This window comes from Streptomyces sp. ALB3, from assembly GCF_044385685.1.
Lineage (GTDB): Bacteria > Actinomycetota > Actinomycetes > Streptomycetales > Streptomycetaceae > Streptomyces.
Genome location: NZ_JBISCE010000026.1, coordinates 120,476 through 141,727 on the forward strand (window position 1 = coordinate 120,476; position 21,252 = coordinate 141,727).

The 21,252-nt window shown below is 69.6% G+C and carries 17 protein-coding genes and 3 pseudogenes; 11 read left to right on the forward strand and 9 right to left on the reverse strand.

The genetic code is table 11. From position 1 onward, the window contains the following. The first annotated feature begins 177 nt into the window (after positions 1 to 177). Positions 178 to 837, forward strand: a complete 660-nt coding sequence (locus ACHFIV_RS12425; protein ID WP_398966926.1) for a TetR/AcrR family transcriptional regulator — start codon at positions 178 to 180, stop codon at positions 835 to 837. Here the strand turns inward: ACHFIV_RS12425 and ACHFIV_RS12430 are convergent. Beyond that, positions 827 to 1,771 (reverse strand): SGNH/GDSL hydrolase family protein, encoded by a 945-nt coding sequence (locus tag ACHFIV_RS12430; protein ID WP_398966929.1) that lies wholly within the window; start codon positions 1,769 to 1,771, stop codon positions 827 to 829. The two genes, ACHFIV_RS12425 and ACHFIV_RS12430, sit on opposite strands and share 11 nt — an antisense overlap. A 355-nt stretch (positions 1,772 to 2,126) precedes the next feature. On the opposite strand from ACHFIV_RS12430, the gene ACHFIV_RS12435 reads away from it, so the two are divergent. Next, positions 2,127 to 4,448, forward strand: a complete 2,322-nt coding sequence (locus ACHFIV_RS12435) for a glycoside hydrolase family 3 C-terminal domain-containing protein (RefSeq protein WP_398966932.1) — start codon at positions 2,127 to 2,129, stop codon at positions 4,446 to 4,448. A 1-nt stretch (position 4,449) separates the two neighbouring features. Continuing rightward, positions 4,450 to 5,664: a serine hydrolase domain-containing protein gene (locus ACHFIV_RS12440; RefSeq protein WP_398966934.1), complete on the forward strand. Its 1,215-nt coding sequence runs from the start codon at positions 4,450 to 4,452 to the stop codon at positions 5,662 to 5,664. A 174-nt stretch (positions 5,665 to 5,838) separates the two neighbouring features. On the opposite strand, the gene ACHFIV_RS12445 is transcribed toward ACHFIV_RS12440, so the two are convergent. Both ACHFIV_RS12445 and ACHFIV_RS12450 read right to left on the reverse strand, forming a co-directional pair. Beyond that, positions 5,839 to 6,426 carry a TetR/AcrR family transcriptional regulator gene (locus ACHFIV_RS12445; protein ID WP_398966937.1) on the reverse strand — a complete coding sequence of 196 codons (588 nt, stop codon included), beginning with the start codon at positions 6,424 to 6,426 and terminating at the stop codon, positions 5,839 to 5,841. 10 nt (positions 6,427 to 6,436) lie between these two features. Then, the gene (locus ACHFIV_RS12450; RefSeq protein WP_398966940.1) at positions 6,437 to 7,732 is read right to left on the reverse strand and encodes a glycoside hydrolase family 1 protein; all 1,296 of its coding nucleotides are present in this window, start codon (positions 7,730 to 7,732) and stop codon (positions 6,437 to 6,439) included. Positions 7,733 to 7,947: 215 nt separating this feature from the next. Here ACHFIV_RS12450 and ACHFIV_RS12455 point away from each other — a divergent pair, with 215 nt between their 5' ends. Continuing rightward, the gene (locus tag ACHFIV_RS12455) at positions 7,948 to 9,567 is read left to right on the forward strand and encodes a family 20 glycosylhydrolase (RefSeq protein WP_398966942.1); all 1,620 of its coding nucleotides are present in this window, start codon (positions 7,948 to 7,950) and stop codon (positions 9,565 to 9,567) included. A gap of 416 nt (positions 9,568 to 9,983) precedes the next feature. Here ACHFIV_RS12455 and ACHFIV_RS12460 read toward each other — a convergent pair whose 3' ends face one another. Further along, the gene (locus ACHFIV_RS12460) at positions 9,984 to 10,418 is read right to left on the reverse strand and encodes a MarR family winged helix-turn-helix transcriptional regulator (RefSeq protein WP_398966945.1); all 435 of its coding nucleotides are present in this window, start codon (positions 10,416 to 10,418) and stop codon (positions 9,984 to 9,986) included. Positions 10,419 to 10,525: 107 nt separating this feature from the next. Here ACHFIV_RS12460 and ACHFIV_RS12465 point away from each other — a divergent pair, with 107 nt between their 5' ends. Both ACHFIV_RS12465 and ACHFIV_RS33180 read left to right on the forward strand, forming a co-directional pair. Further along, positions 10,526 to 11,440: an alpha/beta hydrolase gene (locus tag ACHFIV_RS12465; protein WP_398966948.1), complete on the forward strand. Its 915-nt coding sequence runs from the start codon at positions 10,526 to 10,528 to the stop codon at positions 11,438 to 11,440. Positions 11,441 to 12,080: 640 nt separating this feature from the next. Continuing rightward, a pseudogene (locus tag ACHFIV_RS33180) lies at positions 12,081 to 12,347 on the forward strand (NF041680 family putative transposase); the annotation flags it as partial. Positions 12,348 to 12,355: 8 nt separating this feature from the next. On the opposite strand, the gene ACHFIV_RS12470 reads toward ACHFIV_RS33180, so the two are convergent. From ACHFIV_RS12470 to ACHFIV_RS12485, 4 genes and pseudogenes are all read right to left on the reverse strand, one after another. After that, positions 12,356 to 12,619: a hypothetical protein gene (locus tag ACHFIV_RS12470; RefSeq protein WP_398966951.1), complete on the reverse strand. Its 264-nt coding sequence runs from the start codon at positions 12,617 to 12,619 to the stop codon at positions 12,356 to 12,358. 46 nt (positions 12,620 to 12,665) lie between these two features. Further along, positions 12,666 to 12,938, reverse strand: a complete 273-nt coding sequence (locus ACHFIV_RS12475; RefSeq protein ID WP_398966953.1) for a hypothetical protein — start codon at positions 12,936 to 12,938, stop codon at positions 12,666 to 12,668. A 550-nt stretch (positions 12,939 to 13,488) separates the two neighbouring features. After that, a complete protein-coding gene (locus ACHFIV_RS12480) occupies positions 13,489 to 16,200 on the reverse strand; it encodes a GDSL-type esterase/lipase family protein (protein ID WP_398966956.1) in 2,712 nt (903 codons plus the stop codon). A 116-nt stretch (positions 16,201 to 16,316) separates the two neighbouring features. Then, positions 16,317 to 16,607: pseudogene (locus tag ACHFIV_RS12485) on the reverse strand (transposase family protein); the annotation flags it as partial. Between the two features lie 157 nt (positions 16,608 to 16,764). On the opposite strand from ACHFIV_RS12485, the pseudogene ACHFIV_RS12490 reads away from it, so the two are divergent. The 5 genes and pseudogenes from ACHFIV_RS12490 to ACHFIV_RS12510 form a co-directional block, all read left to right on the forward strand. Further along, positions 16,765 to 16,965: pseudogene (locus ACHFIV_RS12490) on the forward strand (IS5/IS1182 family transposase); the annotation flags it as partial. A gap of 484 nt (positions 16,966 to 17,449) precedes the next feature. Then, positions 17,450 to 18,307, forward strand: coding sequence for a hypothetical protein (locus ACHFIV_RS12495; RefSeq protein ID WP_398966959.1), 858 nt, complete (start codon positions 17,450 to 17,452; stop codon positions 18,305 to 18,307). Between the two features lie 473 nt (positions 18,308 to 18,780). Then, a complete protein-coding gene (locus ACHFIV_RS12500) occupies positions 18,781 to 19,206 on the forward strand; it encodes an SMI1/KNR4 family protein (protein ID WP_398966962.1) in 426 nt (141 codons plus the stop codon). Beyond that, complete coding sequence (locus ACHFIV_RS12505; protein ID WP_398966964.1) at positions 19,203 to 19,364, forward strand: hypothetical protein; 162 nt, start codon at positions 19,203 to 19,205, stop codon at positions 19,362 to 19,364. The genes ACHFIV_RS12500 and ACHFIV_RS12505 overlap by 4 nt, the downstream gene beginning before the upstream one ends. 47 nt (positions 19,365 to 19,411) lie before the next feature. Beyond that, a complete protein-coding gene (locus tag ACHFIV_RS12510) occupies positions 19,412 to 20,131 on the forward strand; it encodes a hypothetical protein (RefSeq protein WP_398966967.1) in 720 nt (239 codons plus the stop codon). Positions 20,132 to 20,443: 312 nt separating this feature from the next. On the opposite strand, the gene ACHFIV_RS12515 is transcribed toward ACHFIV_RS12510, so the two are convergent. After that, complete coding sequence (locus tag ACHFIV_RS12515; protein WP_398966969.1) at positions 20,444 to 20,965, reverse strand: TetR/AcrR family transcriptional regulator; 522 nt, start codon at positions 20,963 to 20,965, stop codon at positions 20,444 to 20,446. Positions 20,966 to 21,252 lie beyond the last annotated feature (287 nt).

Consider the following 21,252-nt stretch of genomic DNA (forward strand, 5'->3'; position numbering starts at 1 on the left):
TCTGCCGAAGCAACCGGTCGGTAAGGTCCGCCGGCCGAGCCCCCGGGTCGCGCCACAGAAAGGTCCCTCGCCTGCGGGCGCCGCACGCCGAGGCCGTAGCGTGACCCCACGAGATGCCCACGCGGCAACCGCATGACGCCGCCGGGCAACGACCGACTGCCGCAGGAGACCGCCGCGTTGAACGACCACAAGCCAGGCGTGCCGCACCGGCAGTCGAAGGGCGAACGCACTCGTGCCCGGATCCTCGGATCGGCGGCCGAACTCTTCGCCCGGTCCGGCTTCCATTCCGTTTCGCTGCGCGACATCGCCGCCCACGCCGGGCTCACCCACGCCGGTCTGCTGCATCACTTCCCCGGCAAGGAGGCACTGCTTCTCGAGGTGCTGAGTTTCCGGGACGAGGTCGACGCGCGACTGCTCTTCCCCGGCGTCCTCGGACCGGACGCGCCGGCAGCGGAGCCCGCCGAACGGCTTCGCCGGCTGGTCGAGGTCGTCGTCCGCAACACCAGGACGCCGGGACTCGTCGCCCTGTACGCGAAGCTGGCGGCGGAGGCGTCCGATCCGGAGCACCCCGCCCACCAGTACTTCGTGAAGCGCTACCGCGTCCTGCGCCGCGAGATGACCGAGCTCCTGGAGTCGCTGTTCGCGGCGGCGGGACCGGAGGCCACGGCGGACCCGGCGGCCGTGGCCCAGCAGTGGCTCGCCCTGATGGACGGGCTGCAGACGCAGTGGCTGCTGGAGCCGGACACCGTCGACATGGCGGGACAGGTCCGCGCCTTCCTCCGGATGCACGGTCTGCGCCCGGAGCGCGACGAAGCCGGAACGGACGTCAGCCGTTGAGGGTGGCGAGAACCGCATCGGCCATGCTCCTGTGCCCGGTCGCGTTCGGGTGGAATCCCGCACCCTCGGCGGAGTCCGCCGGCTCGATCCAGCGGTCTCCGGCCGGCCGGCAGGCATCGTGCCCGACGGACGGCCCGTAGGTGTCGACGTAGTCGGCGCCGTAGGCATCGGCCTGCTGCGCCAGCATGGTGTTGAGGTGCTTCTCCTTGTCCCGGACCCATCCGAAGTCCCCCACGGCCAGCGGGATCGTCGCCCGGCAGGACGTGCCGTCGTCCGGCAGGAGCGAGGGGTAGCCGACCAGCAGGACCCGGGCCTGCGGCGAACGGGCGTGTATCTCGTTCAGCACGGCGTCGATCTTCGGCGCCGTCGCCTTGATCCGGGAGCCGATCTCGTCCGTGCCGAACAGGGTGAAGCTCTGCTTGCACGGTGAGCCGTACGGAGACAGATAACCCACCAGCACACAGCGGGTGATGACGCCGGCCAGGTCGAGGTCGTTGCCGCCGACCCCCAGGGTGACCAGCGTGGTGTCGGGGCGCAGGGCGTCGAGCTGGGGCGGCGCCGACTCCTGTGGACCGGCCATGTGGGTGGTGTCGGCACCGGCGCACGTCACGTCGGTGAAGACGTCGACGCCGACCGCGCTCGCGACGAGCGACGGGTAGTTCCGGTCGGAACGGCCGCAGACCGCATCCGTCTGCTGCCCGATCCCCGGGCCGGAGCTGTACGAGTCGCCGAGCGCAACGTAGTGCTCCCCCTGCGCGGCCCGCTCACCGGCCGGGGCTGCGAAGGCGGGCGTCGCGGCCCCGGCCAACAGGGCCGCGGTGACCGCTACGGCGAAGGCCGACCGTGAGACGCGGGCGCCCACGGGCCGGGGACCCGGAGCGGGACGCACCGCCTCCGGATGCGCAGCGGTGAATGACCGACCGGATACGGGCATGACCGTTCCTCGATTCGTGACAGTGCGGAGCGGGCGGCTCGGTCAGCGGAAGAGAAATCATCGGAGCTGGCCGCCCGAGATTGAAAACCGTACGGTGATCGGTTTCTGATCGTCAAGGGTCCCGCGATGCTGAGTTCCGAGCCGGTGCACGACCCCCGGCCCCTCGCATGCGGACTCTTGACACTGAAAACCGATCACCATACGTTTTTGGGTCGCACGGTGTCTCGCTTGCCCCGATTCGCGGAACTGACGGGTCACGCCGGCGCCCCGTGCATGCCGCAGCGGTCGCCGGCCGCCTCTCTCCTGGGGCTCGCGCCGCCGCCCCGCCTCTACGAAAGCCTGATAGGTACGCCGTATGCCTCAGCAGAACCCGCTCCCCCCGTCGTCCGTCGCCGCTCTCTCCCTCGCCGAGAAGACCTCGCTCACCAGCGGCTCCGGAGACTTCGTCACCCAGGGGTGTGCGGCGGCCTCCGCTCCCGCCGTCGTACTGTCCGACGGGCCGCACGGCCTGCGCCTGCCCAAGGAGAGCGGTGACGGTGGCCAGCTCGATCTGCACAGCGCCGCCCCCGCGACCTGTTTCCCGCCCGCCGTCGCCCTCGCCAGCAGCTGGAACCCGGAACTCGCCGAGCAGGTGGCCGGCGCGATCGCGGCCGAAGCCACGGCGCACGGCGTCGGCCTCGTGCTCGGACCCGGCATCAACATCAAGCGGTCACCCCTGTGCGGACGCAACTTCGAGTACTTCTCCGAGGATCCGCTGGTGTCCTCCGAACTCGGCGGCGCCATGGTGCGCGGACTGCAGAACGCCGGCGTGGGCGCGGCCCTCAAGCACTACGCGGCCAACAACCAGGAGACGGACCGGATGCGGGTGAGCGCCGACGTCGACGAGCGCCCGCTGCGGGAGATCTATCTCCGCGCCTTCGAACGCGTCGTCCGCCGCGACCGCCCATGGTCGGTCATGGCCTCGTACAACGGTGTGAACGGCGTCCCCGTCTCGGAAAACGCCCGGCTGCTGACCGACATCCTGCGCGGCGAGTGGGGCTTCGACGGGATCGTCATGTCCGACTGGGGAGCGGTACGCGACCGGGTCGCCGCCCTGCGTGCGGGACTCGACCTCCAGATGCCCGGTACCGGCGGACGGACGGATCTGGAGGTGGCGGCCGCCGTCGAGTCGGGCGCATTGGACGAGGCGGTCCTCGATCTCGCCGTCGACCGGATCGTGCGGTTCGCGCAGCGCACGACGGACCCGGTCCGCTCCCCCGGAGATATCGACGTGGACGGTCACCACCGTCTGGCCGGCACGGTGGCCGACCAGTGCGTCGTGCTCCTGAAGAACGACGCGGCGCTGCTGCCGCTGGATCCGGCCGGCGGCAGTGTCGCGGTGATCGGTGAACTCGCCCGCACCCCGCGGTTCCAGGGAGCCGGCAGCTCGCAGGTGACACCGACCCGGCTCGACGTACCCCTGGACAGCCTGCGCGCACTGGCTACCGGCGCCGATGTACGCTTCGCCGCCGGGTACGCGCTCGCAGGCACCATGCCCGAGGCCGTCGGCTCCGAGGCACGGCTGTCGGAAGAAGCGGTGCGGTTGGCTTCGGGCAGCGAGACGGTGGTCATGTTCCTCGGGCTGCCCCCGCAGGACGAGTCGGAGGGGTTCGACCGCGATCACCTGGACCTTCCGGCCGCCCAGACCGAACTGCTGGAACGGGTGCTGGCGGTCAACCCCCGCGTCGTGGTGGTGCTCTCCAACGGTGGTGTGGTGCGCACGGCGCCGTGGCAGGAGCGGGTGCCCGCCCTCGTCGAGGGATGGCTCCTCGGTCAGGCGGGCGGCGGCGCACTGGCCCGGGTACTGTTCGGCGCGGTCAACCCGTCCGGCAAGCTCGCGGAGACCGTGCCGCTGCGGCTGGAGGACTCCCCCAGCCATCCGTCGTTCCCCGGGGAGGAGGGCAGGTCCCGCTACGGCGAGGGAATCTTTGTCGGATACCGCGGCTACGACGCGCGTCGTAGCGAGGTCGCCTTCCCCTTCGGTCACGGCCTGTCCTACACGGCGTTCGCCTACGGCGGCCTGCGGGTGGAGGAGGACGGTGAGGTGCTCCGCGTCGGCCTGAGCGTCACCAACACCGGTTCCCGGGCCGGCCGTGAGATCGTCCAGATCTACGCCGGCGGGCCGGCGGGCTCACGGGTGCTCCGCCCCGTACGCGAACTGCGCGGCTTCGTCACGCTGTTCCTGGATCCCGGCGAGAGCCGCGACGTGGTCGTGGAGCTGACGCGGCACGACCTCGCGTACTTCAGTGAGCGGGAGGGCGGGTGGAAGGTCGAGGGCGGCCGCTACCGCATCGAGGCAGGCGCCTCCTCGCGCGACATCCGCGGCTGCGTCGAGGTGGACGTCGAAGGTGATCCGTCCACGATCCGTCTGACCGGACGCAACACCCTCGCGGAGTGGCTCGGACACCCGGTGGGCGGGCCGCTGCTGAGGGAGTGGTTCGCCCGGGCCCGTGCGGACGCGTCCCAGGAGGGTCAGGGTGCCCTGGCGGATCCGGTGATGCGGCGGTTCCTCGCGGACGTACCCCTCGACGTGATCTGCGAGTTCCCGCAGAGTCCCGTACCGCCTGCGAGCCTGGGCGAACTGGTCGACGCGGTCGAGGCACGTACGGCCGAGGGCCGTGAACGGCGGGGAGCCTGACATGACGGGGGCAGCGGCGGTCAGCGGACGGGTGGCTCCCGGTTGGGAGGCGGTACGGGACGCCTTCGCCCGGGGTCAGGCGGACGACCCCGGTGCGGCGCAGCTGGCCGTCCACCACCACGGGCGGCTGGTGGTGGACCTCGCGTCGGCCGGCGTGAGGAGGGCCGGCGCCCCGCCGTACGGAACGGACTCGCTCGGCGTGCTGATGTCGGTCACGAAGGGCATGGTCGCCGTCTGCGCCCATCTGCTGAGCGAGCGTGGCGCGCTGGACCTCGACGCGCCCGTGGCCCGCTACTGGCCGGAGTTCGCCACCGCTGGAAAGGGCGCGACGACGGTGGCCGACCTCCTCACCCACCGCGCCGGGCTGCCGGCCTTCACCTCCGGCCCGGCAGGTGTCGGGCTGCCCGGGCTTCTCGACTGGAACAGCCGCGTCCGGGAGCTGGCGGCGATGCGGCCGCTGTGGATCCCCGGGTCCGCTTTCCTCTATCACTCCCTCACCTACGGGCATCTGGCCGGTGAGGTCGTCCGCCGGGTGGCCGGGGTAAGTGTCGGGGCGTTCTTGGCCGCCGAGGTGGCGGGCCCGCTCGGGCTCGACCTGTGGATCGGGTTGCCGCTGGAGGAGGAACACCGGTTCGTTCCCCAGTTCTCCGTCCGTCCGGAGCCCACGGCGGAGCAGATCCGCGGCTTCCTCGCGGGCCTCGGGCTCTCCCCGGCCGACCCGCTCTCCCTTGCGCTCCGCGCGTCGGCGGCGGAACTGGCCGCCGCCACCGAAGGACTGTCGACCCGGCAGGGGCGGGCGGCGGAGCTGCCGGGCGCCGGCGGCATCGGCAACGCCCGTTCCCTGTCCAGGCTGTACGCCGCGCTCATCGGGACGGTCGACGGTCTGCGGCTGCTGTCCCCCCGGACCGTCGACCGGGCCCGCACCTCGCGCAACGAGCATCTGGCACCGCCGCCCCCTCTGGGCGGCGGCGACGGATCGGGCCGTTCCCGCTTCGGACTCGGCTTCGAGCTGCCCCGTCCCGGTCTGCCCATGCTGGGCGAGGGCTCGTTCGGTCACGCCGGGGCGGGCGGACGGCTGGGCATGGCGCGCCCCGAGAGCGGTCTCGCCGTGGGTTACACCTGTACGGCGATGTCCTGGGAACCAGCGGCCGGCCCCGATCCCCGCTGGGCGGACTGGACCGAGGCCGTGGTGACCGCAGCCTCGGCGGCGGGCTGACCCCGGCAACGGCACGGTGGAGGCCACGCCTCCCGGGAGCGGTGCCGCGGGGCCCTGCGCCGGAGGGGGCGGGCCGGTCGGCTCCGGCGCTGCCCAGCCTCGTGTCCCGGCTCCTCGTGTTCCGGCTCCTCGTGTTCCGACGGCTCGGTGGCGGCCGGCTATGTGGCTGCCGGTTCAGGTCTCGTCGGGCTCCTGGCGCGGGTCGAGGATCCGCATGAGGTCCTCGATGGGCTGTTCCATGTCCGTCGACCGGTCGATCAGCCATTGCATCTGGATACCGTCCGCCACGGCGATGAGGAGTACGGCCAGCCGCTCCGGGGGGACGAGGGTACTGATCCGTCCTTCGTCCACCCGCGCCCGGACGAAGTCCGCCACGCGATCCCTCAGCACCGGGTAGCGCTCCGCGAAGTGGGCGTGGGCGGGATGCGCCGGGTCGCTGGCGGCCGCGGCCATGGACACGAACAGTTCGACCAGGCCCGGTGTCTTCGCGCTCTCCCGGATGATCTCGCGATAGCTCTTCGGATCGTCGCGTTCCACCTGGCGCACCCGCGCCGTCTCGTCCCGCATGCGCAGGACCTGCGTGAGCAGATCCTCCTTCGAGTCGAAGTAGTGCATCAGCCCCGGCAGGCTGAGATTGCTCCTGGCCGCCACCTTGCGCAATGACGTGCCCCGGTACCCCTCCGACGCGAAGATCTCCAGTGCCGCGTGCAGGATCTCGCTGCGCTTGGCCTCGCCCTTCTCGTACGGGCCCCGTTTCGCCATGCCGGTTACCTTAACGCCCCGACAGGACAGCGGCCGATCCCGGCGCCGGAGGGGCCGGCAACCTGCGGGCCCGTGACAGGGCGCCGAGCCAGCGTGCCGATTCCTTGGGCGTGCGGACGAACGTGGTCCGGTCGACCGCGATGAGCCCGAACGTGGGCCGGTAGGTGCCCCACTCGTAGTTGTCCAGCGCGCTCCAGTGCAGGTATCCGCGGACGTCGACGCCGTCGTTCATCGCCTCTCCCAGGCTCGTGAGCGCGGCGGCCGTGTAGGCGATGCGCTGCTCGTCGTCCTCGGTGGCGATGCCGTTCTCCGTGACGATGAGGGGGACGTGCGGGCCCACGACCCGCGCCGTATGCCGGACCGCCTCGCCGAGCGCCTGGGGGTAGACCTCCCAGCCGGTCAGTGTCGTCTCGGCGCCGGCGGGCGGCGGGAGTGCCCCGTCCACGTCCATGCGGTGACGTGTGTACGCCTGGACGCCGATCCAGTCGTCCTCCCGGGCGGCTTCGAGGAACACGTCCTCGCGCAGCCACGCGTAGGCGGCCGTCGCCTCCTCGGCGCCGGGCTCGGCCTGGTAGACCTGGTTGGCGACCGTCCAGCCGACCCGCAGGTGCGGGACCTCGGCCTTCAGGACCACGGTCGCGGCCCGGTGGGCCCGGACGAGCGCCTGCACCACCGCGGAATCGGGTTCCAGCGCGGCCGGGTCGACGGCAGCCGCTCCCCCTTCCCGAGCGGCGCGGGAACCGGGCGCCACGCTGTCCCACCCGTGCTCTACGGCATGCGCCTTCAGGGCGTACATCAGTGCCATGATGTTCGGCTCGTTGATGGTGGCCACGTAACGGACACCTTCGCGCAGGATCTCGGCGGCCGTCCGAGCGTAGTCCGCGAACAGGTCGGGCGCTTCCGGGGCCGCCCAGCCCCCGAGGTCGCTGAACCACTGCGGCGAGGTGAAGTGGTGGAGCGTCACCACCGGGGTCAGACCCCGCTCCAGCGCGCCGCGCACCATGGCCCTGTAGTGCTCGAGGGCGGCCCGGGAGATCATGCCGCGGCGCGGTTCGATCCGTGCCCACTCGATGCTGAACCGGTAGGCGTCGAAGCCCAGTTCACGCAGCAGGTCCATGTCCTGCGGCCACCGGTGGAAGCTGTCCGCCGCGTCCCCGCTGGGCTCGGCCACGAAACCGCCGGGACGGTTCTCCAGGGTCCACCAGTCACTGGAGACGTTGTTTCCCTCGATCTGGTGGGCCGAGGTCGAGGCGCCCATGAGGAAGCCTTCCGGCAGGGCGGGACCGGGTCCGGCCTCGTGTGCCATCGGGGTTCTCCTTTCGCTCGGAGACAGGGCTCGCCCACTCCGCAAAAAGCGTTCATTGATCGGTTTTCGTGTTAGCGTACAGGTGGCAGCGGTACGGGAGAAGAGGCGGCCGGTCCGGACTCGCCCCGAGGCCGCATCGAACCCCAGGGGGCCGAGCGCCGAACCTGACAACGCCGCTCCGGCTCCCTGGCCCCGCACGCGACAGGGAGAAGCCCATGAACGCAGTCATCCCCCGCACCTTCGCCAATCCGGCTTCTCGTGGCGGCGGCGATGCACTGCGCACCGCGGGCACCTGGCGGGTCGCGACGGCCGATCCCGCACTGGAAGAGCTCGCCGAAACCCTGCGGGCGCTGCTCTCACCGCACCTGCCCGGGCGCCCGCTGCCCGCGGGGGGCGACGCCCTCGCGGCCCACGCGCTGACCCTCGCCCTCGACGACGACCTTCCGGCTCCTCCGCGCGCGGTCGTGGGCGTCGCCCCGGACGGCGGTGCCCACCCGGCCGACGAGACGTACCGGCTCAGGGTCACCGCCGACGGCATCGAGTGCCTGGCCCGCACACCCCAAGGGGTGTTCCGGGCCGCTACATCGGCTGTCCAGCTGATCGCCACGGCCGGAGCACGTGGTGAGCTCCCCGCCCAGGAGGTGACGGACGCCCCGCGGTACGCCTGGCGCGGCCTCATGGTCGACCCGGCCCGCACCTTCCTCACCCCGGACGAGTTGCGTCGCATCATCGACCTCGCGGCGCTCTACAAACTCAACGTGCTGCACCTGCATCTCACCGACAACGAGGGTTGGCGCATCGAACTGCCGGCCACCCCCCGGCTGACGGAGAACGTCCCGGACGGGCCGGCGCGCCAGTTCTACACCGTGGCCGAGTTTCTCTCGCTTCAGGAGTACGCGGCCCGGCGCTTCGTCACCGTGGTCCCCGAGATCGATCTACCGGGCCACTGCCGGACACTGAGAGAGGCGGTGCCAGGACTCGGGGAGGCACCGGCGCCGCCCGGACTCGAGGGCCGCTTCCCGTTCGTCCCACCGCTGGACCTGACCGACGGGGCGACCCACGCCGCGGTCGCCCAGGTCCTCGCGGAGGTCTGCGACCTGACGGCCGGCCCCTTCGTGCACATCGGTGCGGACGAGGCGTTCGGCGCGACGGCGGAGAGCTTCGCCGCATCCGTACGCGCACTGCGCACGATGGTCCGCAGTTTCGGCAAGAGACCGATCGCCTGGCAGGAGTCCGCACGCGCCGGCGCCGGACCGCAGGACATCGTCCAGCACTGGGTGGACGTCGCCATGATGGACTTGCCCGACACCGAGGAGGAACTCGCCGGCCGCCCCGAACTCGTGGCCGCGGGCCACTCCATGGACTTCGTCAAGGCGCTCAAGAACTTCTTCGCCCCCACGGACCACGACCTGCGGCGGGCCGTCGAGGCCGGTGGGAAGGTCCTGCTGTCGCCCCAGTCCCACCTGTACCTGGACCGTCCCTACGCTGCCGAGTTCGCACCGCCCGAGCAGGCCGAGGCCGCCGGGCGTCTCGGTTTCGGTAACTACCGCCCCCTGGGCGTCCAACACGCCGCGGCCTGGGACCCCACCGCGTACCCGATTCCCGACACATGCGTCGCGGGGGTGGAGGCTACCGTGTTCGCCGAGCAGTTCGAGGGCTTCGACGACGTCACCGTACTGCTGCTGCCCCGACTGGCCTCGGTGGCGGAGGCCGCATGGTGCGGGCGGGCCCCTCGGTGGACTGAGTACCGCGAACGCCTGGCCCACCACGGGCGGCTGTGGAACCAGCGGAACCTGGCCTACTTCGCCAGCACCGAAGTTCCCTGGACCGAGTAGCCGAGGCACGAGCCCTCACACTCCGCTCCCCTCAGCACAGCCGAAAGAGCGGCGGGAGTCCTCTGGGACTTCCTGCTGCATCAGCTGGCATGGCCATGAAACAGTTAAAGCACCAGCTGCGCATGTCAGTGCCCGGCAGCCACTCATTGCGGCAGGTCACAGAACACCGTCCTCGACGACGTGATCAACTCCAGCCACCACAACCACAGCGTGCAAACCGGGCCCTGCACCCCTACCTGCGCTGACACCAGCACCCGCCACCCCGACATCCTCGCGGCGCAGCGTCGCGAACGTGCCCGCGTCCGAAGTGAGAAGGACATTCGCTGGGGCGGACGTTGCTTGCCGTCGCAACCTGAACGATCTGGCGAATCCATGCGGTCGCGGCCGAACGTGCAGCGGAGCACCGGACAGACGAATCACTCGCGCATACGGCCCGACGCGGGCGAGGCGAGCATCGCTTTGAGGATGCGTTGCAGCTCAACGCGGTCCTGGGGGGTGACCCTCTCCAACCTCCGGTCGTACTCCGCCGCGAGAGCTGCAAGCGCTCGATCGCGTGCTTGCGTGCCCTCAGCGGTCAGTACAAGCCGATGACGCCGCAAGTCCGCCTCGTCGATCTCGCGGCGGACAAAGCCCTTGGCGACGAGGTTGCGAACGTAGACGGTCACGCTCGCCTTGGGCAGCAGCAGCGCAGTGGCGATCTCAGCCGGGTACGGCGATGCCTCCACCTCGGCCAGGACGAAGAACTCCTTCGTCTCCAACCCGAGCTCGGCCAGCTCCCCCGTGCAGGCATCCATCACAACACCCAGCAGCCGCTGGTTCAACGTCCACAGCTGCGCCCCGTCGACTGACATGCGCCCCCTCCATTCATGTAGTACAGTTTCGTATTAGTTGCAGAACGTACAATATCTTTTTTGTACTGGACTCCTATGGAACAACAATCTCGCGAAGGAAGCCAGGCGTGCTTCAGCACCTCACGATCCCGCGCGGTCCCATCAACCTCGCCGCGGACCTCCACCTGCCCGACAACGCCGACAGCAGCGCACCGCTGCGCGCCGTGGTGCTCTCCACCCCAGGCAGCAGCGTGAAGGAGCAGATCGGCGCCGACTACGCCTCCCGTCTGGCCGCCCGCGGCATCGCGGCGCTCGTCTTCGACCCCGCCCATCAGGGCCGGAGCGAGGGCGAGCCCCGTGACCTCGAAGACCCCTACCGCCGAGGTGAGGACATCTCCTACGCCATCGACGTGCTCACCACGACCCCTGGCATCGACCCGCAGCGCATCGGCGTCCTCGGCATCTGCGCCGGTGGAGGCTACGCCGTGCACACCGCCCGCACGGACCACCGCATCAAAGCGGTCGGCACGGTCGCCCCCGTCAACATCGGCGCCTCATTCCGCAGCTTCCAGCCCGACGGTCCGGCCGCAGCACTCGACGCCCTCGCGGACTCACGCACCGAAGACGCCCGCTCGGGCGGGACGACCCGCGTGAACTGGCTGCCCGACACCCTCGAGGACGCCACGGCAGCGGGCCTGACCGACATCGACACCACTCAGGCCGTCACCTACTACCGCACCGAGCGCGGCGGTAACGAACACTCCACGAACCGGCGCCTCTTGCGCAGCGACTCCCTCCTGCTGGGCTACGACGCGTTCCACCTGGCCGATCAGCTCATGACCCAGCCACTCCAGGTCATCCTCGCCGGACGCATCGGCAACACCGGTTCCTACGACACCGGCATGCAGCTGTGGAAGCTGGCCCCCGACCCCGTCGACCTCATGGTGATCGACGGCGCCGGCCACTACGAGATGTACGACGAACCCGAACACGTCGACAGTGCCGTCGAACGACTCACCAGCTTCTATGCGAACAACCTGTAAGACATCCGAACCGGCGAACCTGTGCGGTCACAGCACACCGAGGAACAGCTCCGGCAAGGAGTCAACGACGCGACGGACCAGATGGGGCAAGCGCGTCGCACCGGCGAGAACGTTCCGCAGGTCAGGACCCGGAAGTGACGCGCGGGCAGTGGGGCTGTGTGGCCGCCCCCGTAGGCGGCCTGGCCACCGGTGTGATCGGGTCTGTACTTCTTTCTGCCGCCTGGCGGGCGTGCGACGTCGGAGTCAGCATCACCGGCCGCTCCGCGTAGCGCACGGCGTTGGTCACCGCCTCGCACTACCGGCCCCCCACCCGGTCGAGCACGCAGACGGACGCGAAGTGGCTCGACACCGTGCTCCCTACCACCCGCGGAGAAGCGCGCGGGCTGTTCGCGCCCTACCTGCACAGATGGCCCAGGTGCGCCCCTTGGCTCGGCACACACCCGCCTACGCCCGGAGGGTCGAAGCTGAACACTGCCGGCGCCGCCTGGCCAACGCCGCCCACTTCCTCACGCACACCGCCGCCGACACCTCGCACCGCACCCCCAGCGCGTGGCCGCCACCCTCACTGAAGCCGACACCGTTGCCACCGTGGGGACGCCATCGCCGCCCGGTTTCCCCCCGCGTCCCGGATTCCTGCCCCGCACGGCCGCTCCCGCGCCAGCCAGGCCCAAGCCCCGCCCGACAGGCTCACCCCGCACGAGTCCGCCGCCACTTGCAGCACCTCCGCACCAAGGCCGCCTGCCCAGCCGGAGCACCGAAAAGCGCCCGACCCGGCCCAGGACGTCCACCTGGCGGCAGAAACGACCAACCCACTGCCCGCCATGACGTACACACAGTTGACAGACCAGGCTCCGCGAAGCCACTCACGAAGAAGTCAACGACCCCGCGTCCACGCCGCACAGGTTAAAGATCAAGTTAGGCTTCCGCGCTGACATGCACTTGTACTGGGATCACTCCAAGGTGCACGGTAAACCAGATACACAACCTTGGCTGAGGACCGCCGATCTCGGCCGGCTTGATCTTGATCCGCGTCGTGAACTCGACCTTCTCCTGTGGCGAGTCCTCGACCCGTTTCGTCGTCTCCAGGAGGATCGCCTCGGCCAAATTGCGGCCGAAGGACTCAAAGTTCTGCACACCCGCCATGTGGTTCTCGATGTAGGCCTTGTCGAGCATGACCATCGCGCTGCTCCTTGTCGGTTATACGGCTGGTGGGGCGAGGTGAGGGTTACTGTTCGCCCGTGAAGATGTGGACCCACATTTCGATGCCTCCGACGACCATGCGTACGTGAAGGCAGAGTCGCGGCTCCGGGCCGCCGTAGTCGATCTCCACGGGTGTGACAGTCACTGTTGCCTCGAGCTCCACCTCGCCCTTGGGTGACCCGTCGACCTGAGCGAGAGCCGTGCGGAGCCCGCTCTCGACAACGTTCCTCCCGAAGGACTGGTAGTTCTGCACGGTCGGCATGTGGTTTTCGATGTATGCCTTGTCGAGCATGACCATGGACGCGACCTCCTTATTCGACTGGGAGCCTTTTCAGCGCTCCCAGAAGCGGTCCCCGCCGTCCAGCCTGATACAAGGGCTAGAGGGTGGCATCAGGTGCGCGGCTGTTCGGTGCTCAGGTGAACCCAACCGGCACCTGCAACGTCACCGCGGGGGCGCGCAGTGACAGCCCAGGGCGGCACTGAAGACGATCCGGCTACCCGTATCGGGCTGGGCCCGACCGCGGGTTCATCCGTTGCAGCCGTGGCTACGAGGTCGTCCGTCGCGACGCCACTCGTGAGAGCGATCCGCCCGAGCACCCGTCCGTGGCGGCGGCGCGGCATGATGTGCAGTGCCGGACCGGTGATCACTCCTCGCCGGTCCGGCTATCTCCCCTGCTCCGCAGGAGCGGGCTCAATGAAACCGGTGCGACCCTCCGAGGGCGGCTGACAGCATGAGCGAATGACCGAGCACACACGACGACGGGTTGTCCTCGCCGTCGGCTGATCAGCCCCCGGTGGCCCGTGGTGCTGTCGCGTGCGCGGCAGCACCACGGGCCACCGAGGCCGGGTTACCGATCACCCCCGTTGACCCCGACACCGACCGCGACGGGACTTCCCGTGCCGTCCGGATTCCTCAGGGTGGTAAGCGACCCGATGTCCGCCGCGTCCGACGCCGCGGTGCGAGCGCTCGGTGAAAGGTTCAGCGCACTGCCGCCGGGGTTGGTCGGCGCGCTGCCGTCGGGATGGGGCGGGATCACGCAGTTGGACTTGCCGGACTCGAGGGAGCCGTTGACGGCCGTCACGCAGAACTCGTAGTTCCACACGCCCGGGAACAGGAAGCCGACGCCGTAGTGGGTGTCTTCGATGATGTTTTCGTCGGCCTTCGGCGGGGTGGTGCCGCCGTCCTTGATGTTGGAGACCCACAGCCGGTAGCCGGCCGCCGACTTCGCGCCGTTCCAGTCCAGTTCCACCGTGGTGGGATCGACGGTGGTCACCCGCAGGCCGGTCGGGGTGGCAGGGATGCCGCCGCCGACCGTCACCGGCCGGGCCAGTGCGGGCAGCCCGCCGCCGGCGGCGTTCCAGGTGGCCGCCGCGACGAGGTAGCGGTGACCCGGTTTCAGCCCGTAGACCTTGACGCTGTTGCCGCGGAAGCCGGTGCCGGTGAGCCAGGCGCCGGGCGTGTCCTTGTCGAAGAGGATCAATTCGTACCGGTCGATGGTGGTGGGGTAGTCAGGTGGTGCGATTTCGAGCTCGATGCCGTCCTGTCCGATGGGCCGGCTGGCCAGGATCCGCGGCGGCGGCGCGGTCTTCGGGTGGGCGACCGCGCTGACCGTGCCGGACCAGGGGCCCTCGACGTTGTCACCGCCGACGGTGCGCACCTGGTACTCCCACTGGATGCCGTCGACGGTCCAGGTGGTGTCGGTCCGGTTGCTGTTGACGCGGCCCTCGCCCCAGGTCGTCTGGCCGGCGATTCGCGACCGCACGTCGTAGCCGAAGGCCCCGTACACCGGGTTCCAGGTGACGGTCACGCCCTGGGGGCTGGACTCGGCCTTCAGGCCGGTCGGCACGGGTGTCGGCCGGACCGGCAGGTTCTCGGGCGGGAAGGGGATCGGGCTCCGGCCCAGGCCGTACCGGTCGTGCAGGGTCTGCTCGAAGGCGATGGCGAGCTGGTACTCGCCGAAGGCGTTGGGGTGCAGGCCGTCATAGGCGGCCGGGCAGGCGGCGGGGGCGCAGGAGTACTTTTTCTGCCAGTCGACGACCTCCACCTGGGAGATGGATTTGCTCCACCGGGGGGCCGCGTTCGCGAGCAGCCGGTTGAAGTTGTCGGTCTTGGTGATCAGGTCGTCCCGGCCGCCGATCTTCGACCGGTGCGGCACGGTGGCCACCGCGAAGTCGACCCCCGGCCGGGCCGCGCGGGCCTGGTCGATGATGGTCTCGACGCTGTCCAGGGTGCCGTTCTCGTCGCTGACGAACCAGCCCATGTCGTTGAAGCCGGCCGCGAGCAGGACAAGGTCCGGCTTGTAGGTCTCGACCTGCCGGCGGATGTCGTCCTTGATCTGTGCGGCCTGTCTGCCCCAGTGCGCGTAGTGGTCGCTGTCGAAGGCGACCCCGGCCGCGTAGCCGCCGTCGACGCGGATGCCCTGGTCCGCCGGCTTCTCACCGACGAAGAGCGGCGGTTTCGGCGGGGAGGGCTGGTCAGGGGTGAACGTGCCGTGGTAGGGGCCCACGAAGTCGACCGAGATGTTGTTCTCCTGGGACCACTGCCACAACCGGTAGCGCCAGGTGTAGTCGCCCTCGTGGCCCTGGCTGATCGAGTCGCCGACCACCATCACCCGGATCGTCGACGGCCAGGCGGTGGCTCGCCCGCCCTGGAACACTCGTTCGATGGCCGACCTCAACCCCTGCGCGAAGCCGGTAGTGAACAGGCTGCTGACGTACGCCAACGGGTTCGGCCACGAGCCGAGCCGGGTACTGAGGTTCCGCGCGGTCTTCCCCACCGCTTCGACCACCCAGACCAACCCCTTCGAGGCCCATGCCACCAGCCTCTCGCGTTCCAACGCGCCCCACCCGGCCGCCGCGCTCCCCACGAATACGGCGATCGCCTCCTCCCAGACGTCCGCGCTGCCCAGCGACCGCCCGTCGAAGGCGGAGTTCATCAGGTCACCGGTGAGCCCGCCCAGTCCAGCAGAGATGGCCGTGCAGATCGGTACGACGAGAGGCGCGGCGGGACCGAAGGAGATTTCGCACACCTCATAGGCCACTAGCCACACCGCGTAGCCGACCGCGAGGGCGATCAACTTCTGCCACCAGTTCGCCGAAGCGTTCACCTCGCCCGCGGGTATGACGATGATGAGGCTGTCGCCGACGACCTGGATACTGCCGTCGAACCGGGCGTCGTTGTGCCGGTCGTAGAAGTCCACGCTGTTCTTCTGCGCCTGCAAGTCGAACGACTCGCTGAGCGTGAGCCCCTTGTCCTTGTCGGCACGCACCGCGTCGACAATCTGCGACATCTGCCGCCGCCACGCGTCCGGCCGCTGCGCGGTGTTGAAATCGATGGCGGCCACCATGTCGGTGTCACTGCCCGCCAGCGGCCGCAGCGATCCCGCGTCACGGGCGCACCCCATCCGCAACGCCGCCGTGCTCTCCGCGATCGACTGGCTGGCGAAGTTCGATCCAGCCGTGGCACACGCCTCCCCCGCCGCCTCGGCCGGTTCCGCCGTCCCTGCCGTCATCAGCGTCACTGCTAAGACGAGCGCGGTCAGCCACCCGGGTCTTCTCATGAACGTCCCCTCAATCAGCGCGGTCAACATCCGCGAACCTGAAAATCCTACGGATTCGGCATCCCCCAGGGCGTCACCCCACAGTGGACATCCGCGTGTAGCTCGCGCGGGGGACAGCACGCCGGTGGTCCACCTGTGAGGTTGCTGTTCGTGAGGAACGCGGTGACGTCGGCGGGTGTGCGGAACCTGACTGTCGTGGGTCGAACGGCGCAGCCGTGGTGGGCGGGGAGGGGCTGGGCCTGGCGAACAGCCCTGGTGATGGTGCTGCCGTTGACGCCGAGGTGCTTGGCGATCAGGTCTCGTGTTCCGAGTTTGCGCAGGTAGAAGACGGTGACCAGGACTCGGTCGGCGGTGGTCAGCTTGTGATTGGCGTCGGCTCCGCGAAGATGCCGAACGCCTGACCCGCGAGCGACGAGCGTCGCGGGCGCGTTTGGAGTCCGGCAGGGCTGAGCAGCCTGAGCCGTGAGCCGTTTCGACCCGACGGGTGGTCGGACCGGCAGCCCTGGCTGCGGGCATGAGGATAGCTCCTGGTAGACGGGTTCACTCCGCCAGGAGCTTTCGCGTATCTGCCTGCCGTCCGGTGTCGATCTGTCCATCCGCGTCCTGCAACACCTCTCCGGCCTCCTCGCGGATCACCGCCGGCGCATCGGCTCCCGATGGCGTCGCCTGGCTTGTGGCCGGCAGGCCTTGCTTGTCCGGGCTCACCTGCGCTGCGGCGACACCTACGCCCGCCTCGCAGCAGGATTCCGCATCGGTGTCGCAACATGGGCCACGAGACGCACGCCGTTCTCAGCATGACCATCCACCGCTCACAGTGCTGCAAGCGCTGCATGCTCCACCCAGACGAAGCCGATCCGGAAACGATGTTCTGGGACTCCCTGTTCTGAACAATCGGGCTACGACTCGCGTATAGGAGTTGTCCACAGGGCCAACTACAGTGCACGTCACAGCCGCGTGTTGTGACCGAGCACCGCATCTGTCCATGAGCACTGAACTCGTCACGCTGCGCATTCGAATAGGCGGGCAAGGCGGCCCTCATCGAGGCTGAGCGGGTGGGGTCACACACGCGTGATTGGTGGACCGAAAGGGTTTGGCACGCAGGTCACGTTCGACGATGATCACCTCATGACGACCAGAAAGGGCCATGCCCTGTAGGCGCTCCGCTTCCCTCTCCACCGCACGCGCACCGCCGACTGCCGCTCACCCCAGCGTCCGAACGCCGTGACCGCCCACCCAGGAGAGCCCGCCCGTGCAGAAGACCGCCCTCGTTCCCTACGCCCATCTCCCCCGAACGCACCACGACCGCCACGTCCTGACCAGTACCGTCGACGTCTTCGGCGTCGCCCACTGGCTGCTTGCCGACCGCGCTCCGCAGCCCGGCCGCGATGTCCTGCCCATCGACGCGCTGGTCGTCTCCATCCACCCGGGCGGCAACGTCGAACTCACCGAGCTGAGCGCCCTGCGGGCCCGCTGGCCGCACCTGGACCGCATGCCCGACGGCGGGTTCGTCGTCGCAGCCTCCCGCGCCCCCCGGTACCAGGACGCGGAACAGGTCCAAGTCTTCGACACGCTCGGCCGCGAGACCTTGTCCTTCTCCGTCGGGGACGCCATCGAGCACCTGCTCGTGGACGAGGCCGGCCACATCTGGGTAGGGCACTTCGACGAGAACCCGGCCGGAATACGCCGCTGGAGTCCCACAGGCCATATCGACTGGACGTCAGACGGTGCAGGCATCCCCGGCCTCTTCGACTGCTACGCCCTGAACGTGTCGGGCACCACCGCCTGGGCGTGCCCGTACACGGACTTCCCACTCGTCGAGATACGCCCCGACCGGCCCGTGCAGGTGTGGGCGAATCGTGTACGGGGCGCCAAGGCGGTGGCCGTCCACGACGAGCGGGTCGCCTTCTACGGCGGCTACGGCGAGGAACTGGACCGGCTCGCCCACGGAGAGCTCACCGAAACATCCGTCGAGCCAACGGACGTCGGCCTGCTCACCCTGCCCGACGGACCCCTCCCCGGCCGCCGCCGGGTCGTCGGCCGAGGAAGCAGGATCTACGTCCAGGCCCAGCCGTTCACCGCGTGGGGCGTTTTCGACCTCGCAGGCTGAATACCCAGAGGCTGGTCGACCATTTCCACCCGGTCACAACCATCGGACGACCCATCCGGCAAGGAGCTTGCCGCAGCGCGTACCAGCAAGGGTCAGACGGTCCTCGAGCAGTTGACCGACATCATCGGCGGGCAGGTGCGCAGCGATCATCTGCTGCGTTGTTCCCCTCAGCTCGGGCGGTACCACAGGCAGACGCACCAGCTTGCGCTCAGCGTCACCGTGGGGCCGAGTCCCTGCATCGGAGTTGTCCATCCGGGCCAGGTACCGCGTTCGGTCACAGCGAGCTGTTACTGGGTGCTGTAGATGGCCCAACGGGCCAAGTGCGCGCTCATCGACCACTCGACAGACGCAGCTCCCGACGCCGAGGGCTTCACCCCGGCGAGCGGTACCTGGGCCGTGTTCCGCTGCCGATCTTCGCCCGGCCTGTCGCTCCTCCCCCAAGTTCCGGCTGGTGTCCCTGTAGCGTCCGTTCCATGGTCACCCTCGATGCGCTCGTCCGCCTCTGCCCGCCGCCGGCCAATCCGCCACCCGCGGTGGACTGGGCGCAAGCCGAGCGCGCCCTCGGGCTGGCTCTGCCCGCCGACTGCAAGCAGCTCGTCGAGATATACGGCGACGGCATCTTCGACGAGACGATCTGGCTACTCGTCCCCGACTCCGCCCACGACGACTGTGACCTGCACGCGCAGACGACGGAACGGCGCCAGATCCTGGCCGACCTGTGGGCGTTCGAGGACAAGCCCGCCGGCCTGCAGGAGGCGGGGGCGAGGATCCTGCCGTGGGCATTCGAGGAGGGCACGGGAGCGTTCCTGCACGATCCCTGTTTGCCCAGGCCGCCCCGGGCCCCCGGCTGCTGTTCCCGGGCCTTGTCGCAGGGAAGCGCATCTCGACCCACGCCATGACGCAGAAGCCTTACCGCCACGGAGTTTTGTTCCGCGCGGCCGGCAACTCCGCCCTCGCCGCGCTCGCCGCCGACCTCCCCAGCCCCATCCTCGCCGACCTGACCGGCATGCACCGCCACACCGCGATCCGCTGGGTAACCTACGCCCGACGCGACTGAGCTGAGTACCTCGCGGCACCCGCCGAGGACCAACAGGAAGACAGACGATGACCGACCCGACCGGACGCAACGACGGGCGCACAGCCCAAGAAGTGCTCGACTACCTGGTCACGCACTTGAACGGCGCCCTACGTCGCCCGGGAACGTACGGCGGTGAGATCGCCATCAGGCTCTACCTTGACGCTGTGGCATTCGCGGACGCCTCCGAGCAGGAATGGCAGCAGGAACTGCAGGACCTGCAAACCCGCCGAGGATTCTCCGCCACCGGCGTGCGCGGCGCCTTTCAAGATCTCTGGGGTGATGCACACGAGGGCGCTGTGGCCTCGGTCTACGCCGAGACCGCATACCGCAAGGGATGGCTGCAACTCGACCGGACCCTCACCTCGGCCGAGCACCACGAGATGCGTCGCGTCAGCGAGACCTGGTGCCGCAAGGACCGTCTCCTCAGCGACGTCGTCACGGCGTTCGGTCCGCCCTCGGTCCTCTTCGGGGGAAGCAACCCCAACTACCCCAAGACGTTGGCCTATGCGACCGGCCAACGCAACGACACCTTGCTCTGCTTCCATCTCTGGAACAGCTTCGCGGCGGATCAAAGCTCGTCATTGGCCTCCGTCCATGCCGAACCCGTCCTCTGGGCCTTCCGGTACGGCGGCACCCTGTTCACGGACAGCTTCACCTTCACCCCGGAGGGATCTGCCCGCCGCTTGCCAGACGCCAGCCGCACCGAACCCGAGAGCAGGAGAGGGAGTAGTGCACGGCCGGAATAGCCCCCTCCCGCCAGTAGTCCGGGAGCTCACCCTCGACTGCGCGTCTACCGATAACGGTCCGGGCGGCCGTGTCCGCCACAAGCTGCGCGGCAGGGCCCTCAAGGTCCGCGAGCTCACCGGTGAGGAGGCCGGATGGGTCGTGCAGGCGACCCGCGCCGATTAGAAGCTGCCCAAGAGGGGCTTCGAGCCGTGGGCGCGGGTTACCGTCCGGCTAAGGGATCGGACCGCCAGTGCTCGCAGCTGCTGCAACCGCCTAGGAGCGAGTGCAGCAGCGTGACCGGCAACGAGTCCAGCCCGGCACGGAGTGCCGGGTCAATTCGACTCTCCCTCGCGTCGGCGGTTGTGACCCGCCGTGGCGGAGATGGCGTTGTCGATGAGGAAGGCGGCGGCGGTGGGGAAGGCGTCGACGTCGAGGACCCGGGTGCGGGCCGCGGTGCCGTCGATGAGCAGGGCGAGCTGCTCGCCGAGCTGTTCGGGGTCGGCGGCACCGGCTTCGCGGGCGGTGTCGGCGAGCCGCGCGACGACGGCCTTCTTGTAGTCGCGTGCGTACTGGGACGCGGGGTGTCGGGGGTCGTGTAGTTTCACGGCGGCGGCGATGTACGGGCACAGGGGTGTGCCTGGGGAGATGTCGAAGGCGGCGAGGAGCCGTTCGCGGGGTGTGAGGTCGGTGCGGTCGAACACGCCGGAAAGAACGGCGGGGTCGAACCGGCGCAGGTACTCGGCGACGAATTCGTGCTTGCCGGTGAAGTGCTGGTAGGCCGTGCACTTGGATACCTCGGCCGCCGCGCAGAGCTCGTTCATGCCGGTGCGGTTGATGCCCTGCTCGCGGAACAACTGCTGGGACGCGTTGATGATGCGCCCCGGTCACGGCGGCTGCCTGGTGGGCGGCTGGTCCTCTCTACCCTCGGCCATCACATGAACGGCGCTCCGCCGGTAAGAGGGTGAGCCGGCCGCCGTTCCATCCCGCCTCGCAGACAGTTCCCCCAGCACCATGCAGCAGTGGGTGCTCGACACGCCGGTCTGGGAGAAGCTGCTGGACAGGTGCGGGTTCGACCTCGCTGGTTCGGATGCCGTCGTTGACGCAGGCCCCGGCGGCGGAGCCCCGATGACCACCCGGATCT

Coding starts and splice junctions, on each gene's coding strand:
- ACHFIV_RS12430 (WP_398966929.1), bottom strand. CDS start 1,771: ATGCCCGTATCCGGTCGGTCATTCACCGCTGCGCATCCGGAGGCGGTG.
- ACHFIV_RS12435 (WP_398966932.1), top strand. CDS start 2,127: ATGCCTCAGCAGAACCCGCTCCCCCCGTCGTCCGTCGCCGCTCTCTCC.
- ACHFIV_RS12440 (WP_398966934.1), top strand. CDS start 4,450: ATGACGGGGGCAGCGGCGGTCAGCGGACGGGTGGCTCCCGGTTGGGAG.
- ACHFIV_RS12445 (WP_398966937.1), bottom strand. CDS start 6,426: ATGGCGAAACGGGGCCCGTACGAGAAGGGCGAGGCCAAGCGCAGCGAG.
- ACHFIV_RS12450 (WP_398966940.1), bottom strand. CDS start 7,732: ATGGCACACGAGGCCGGACCCGGTCCCGCCCTGCCGGAAGGCTTCCTC.
- ACHFIV_RS12455 (WP_398966942.1), top strand. CDS start 7,948: ATGAACGCAGTCATCCCCCGCACCTTCGCCAATCCGGCTTCTCGTGGC.
- ACHFIV_RS12460 (WP_398966945.1), bottom strand. CDS start 10,418: ATGTCAGTCGACGGGGCGCAGCTGTGGACGTTGAACCAGCGGCTGCTG.
- ACHFIV_RS12470 (WP_398966951.1), bottom strand. CDS start 12,619: ATGGTCATGCTCGACAAGGCCTACATCGAGAACCACATGGCGGGTGTG.
- ACHFIV_RS12475 (WP_398966953.1), bottom strand. CDS start 12,938: ATGGTCATGCTCGACAAGGCATACATCGAAAACCACATGCCGACCGTG.
- ACHFIV_RS12480 (WP_398966956.1), bottom strand. CDS start 16,200: ATGAGAAGACCCGGGTGGCTGACCGCGCTCGTCTTAGCAGTGACGCTG.
- ACHFIV_RS12500 (WP_398966962.1), top strand. CDS start 18,781: ATGGTCACCCTCGATGCGCTCGTCCGCCTCTGCCCGCCGCCGGCCAAT.
- ACHFIV_RS12505 (WP_398966964.1), top strand. CDS start 19,203: ATGACGCAGAAGCCTTACCGCCACGGAGTTTTGTTCCGCGCGGCCGGC.
- ACHFIV_RS12510 (WP_398966967.1), top strand. CDS start 19,412: ATGACCGACCCGACCGGACGCAACGACGGGCGCACAGCCCAAGAAGTG.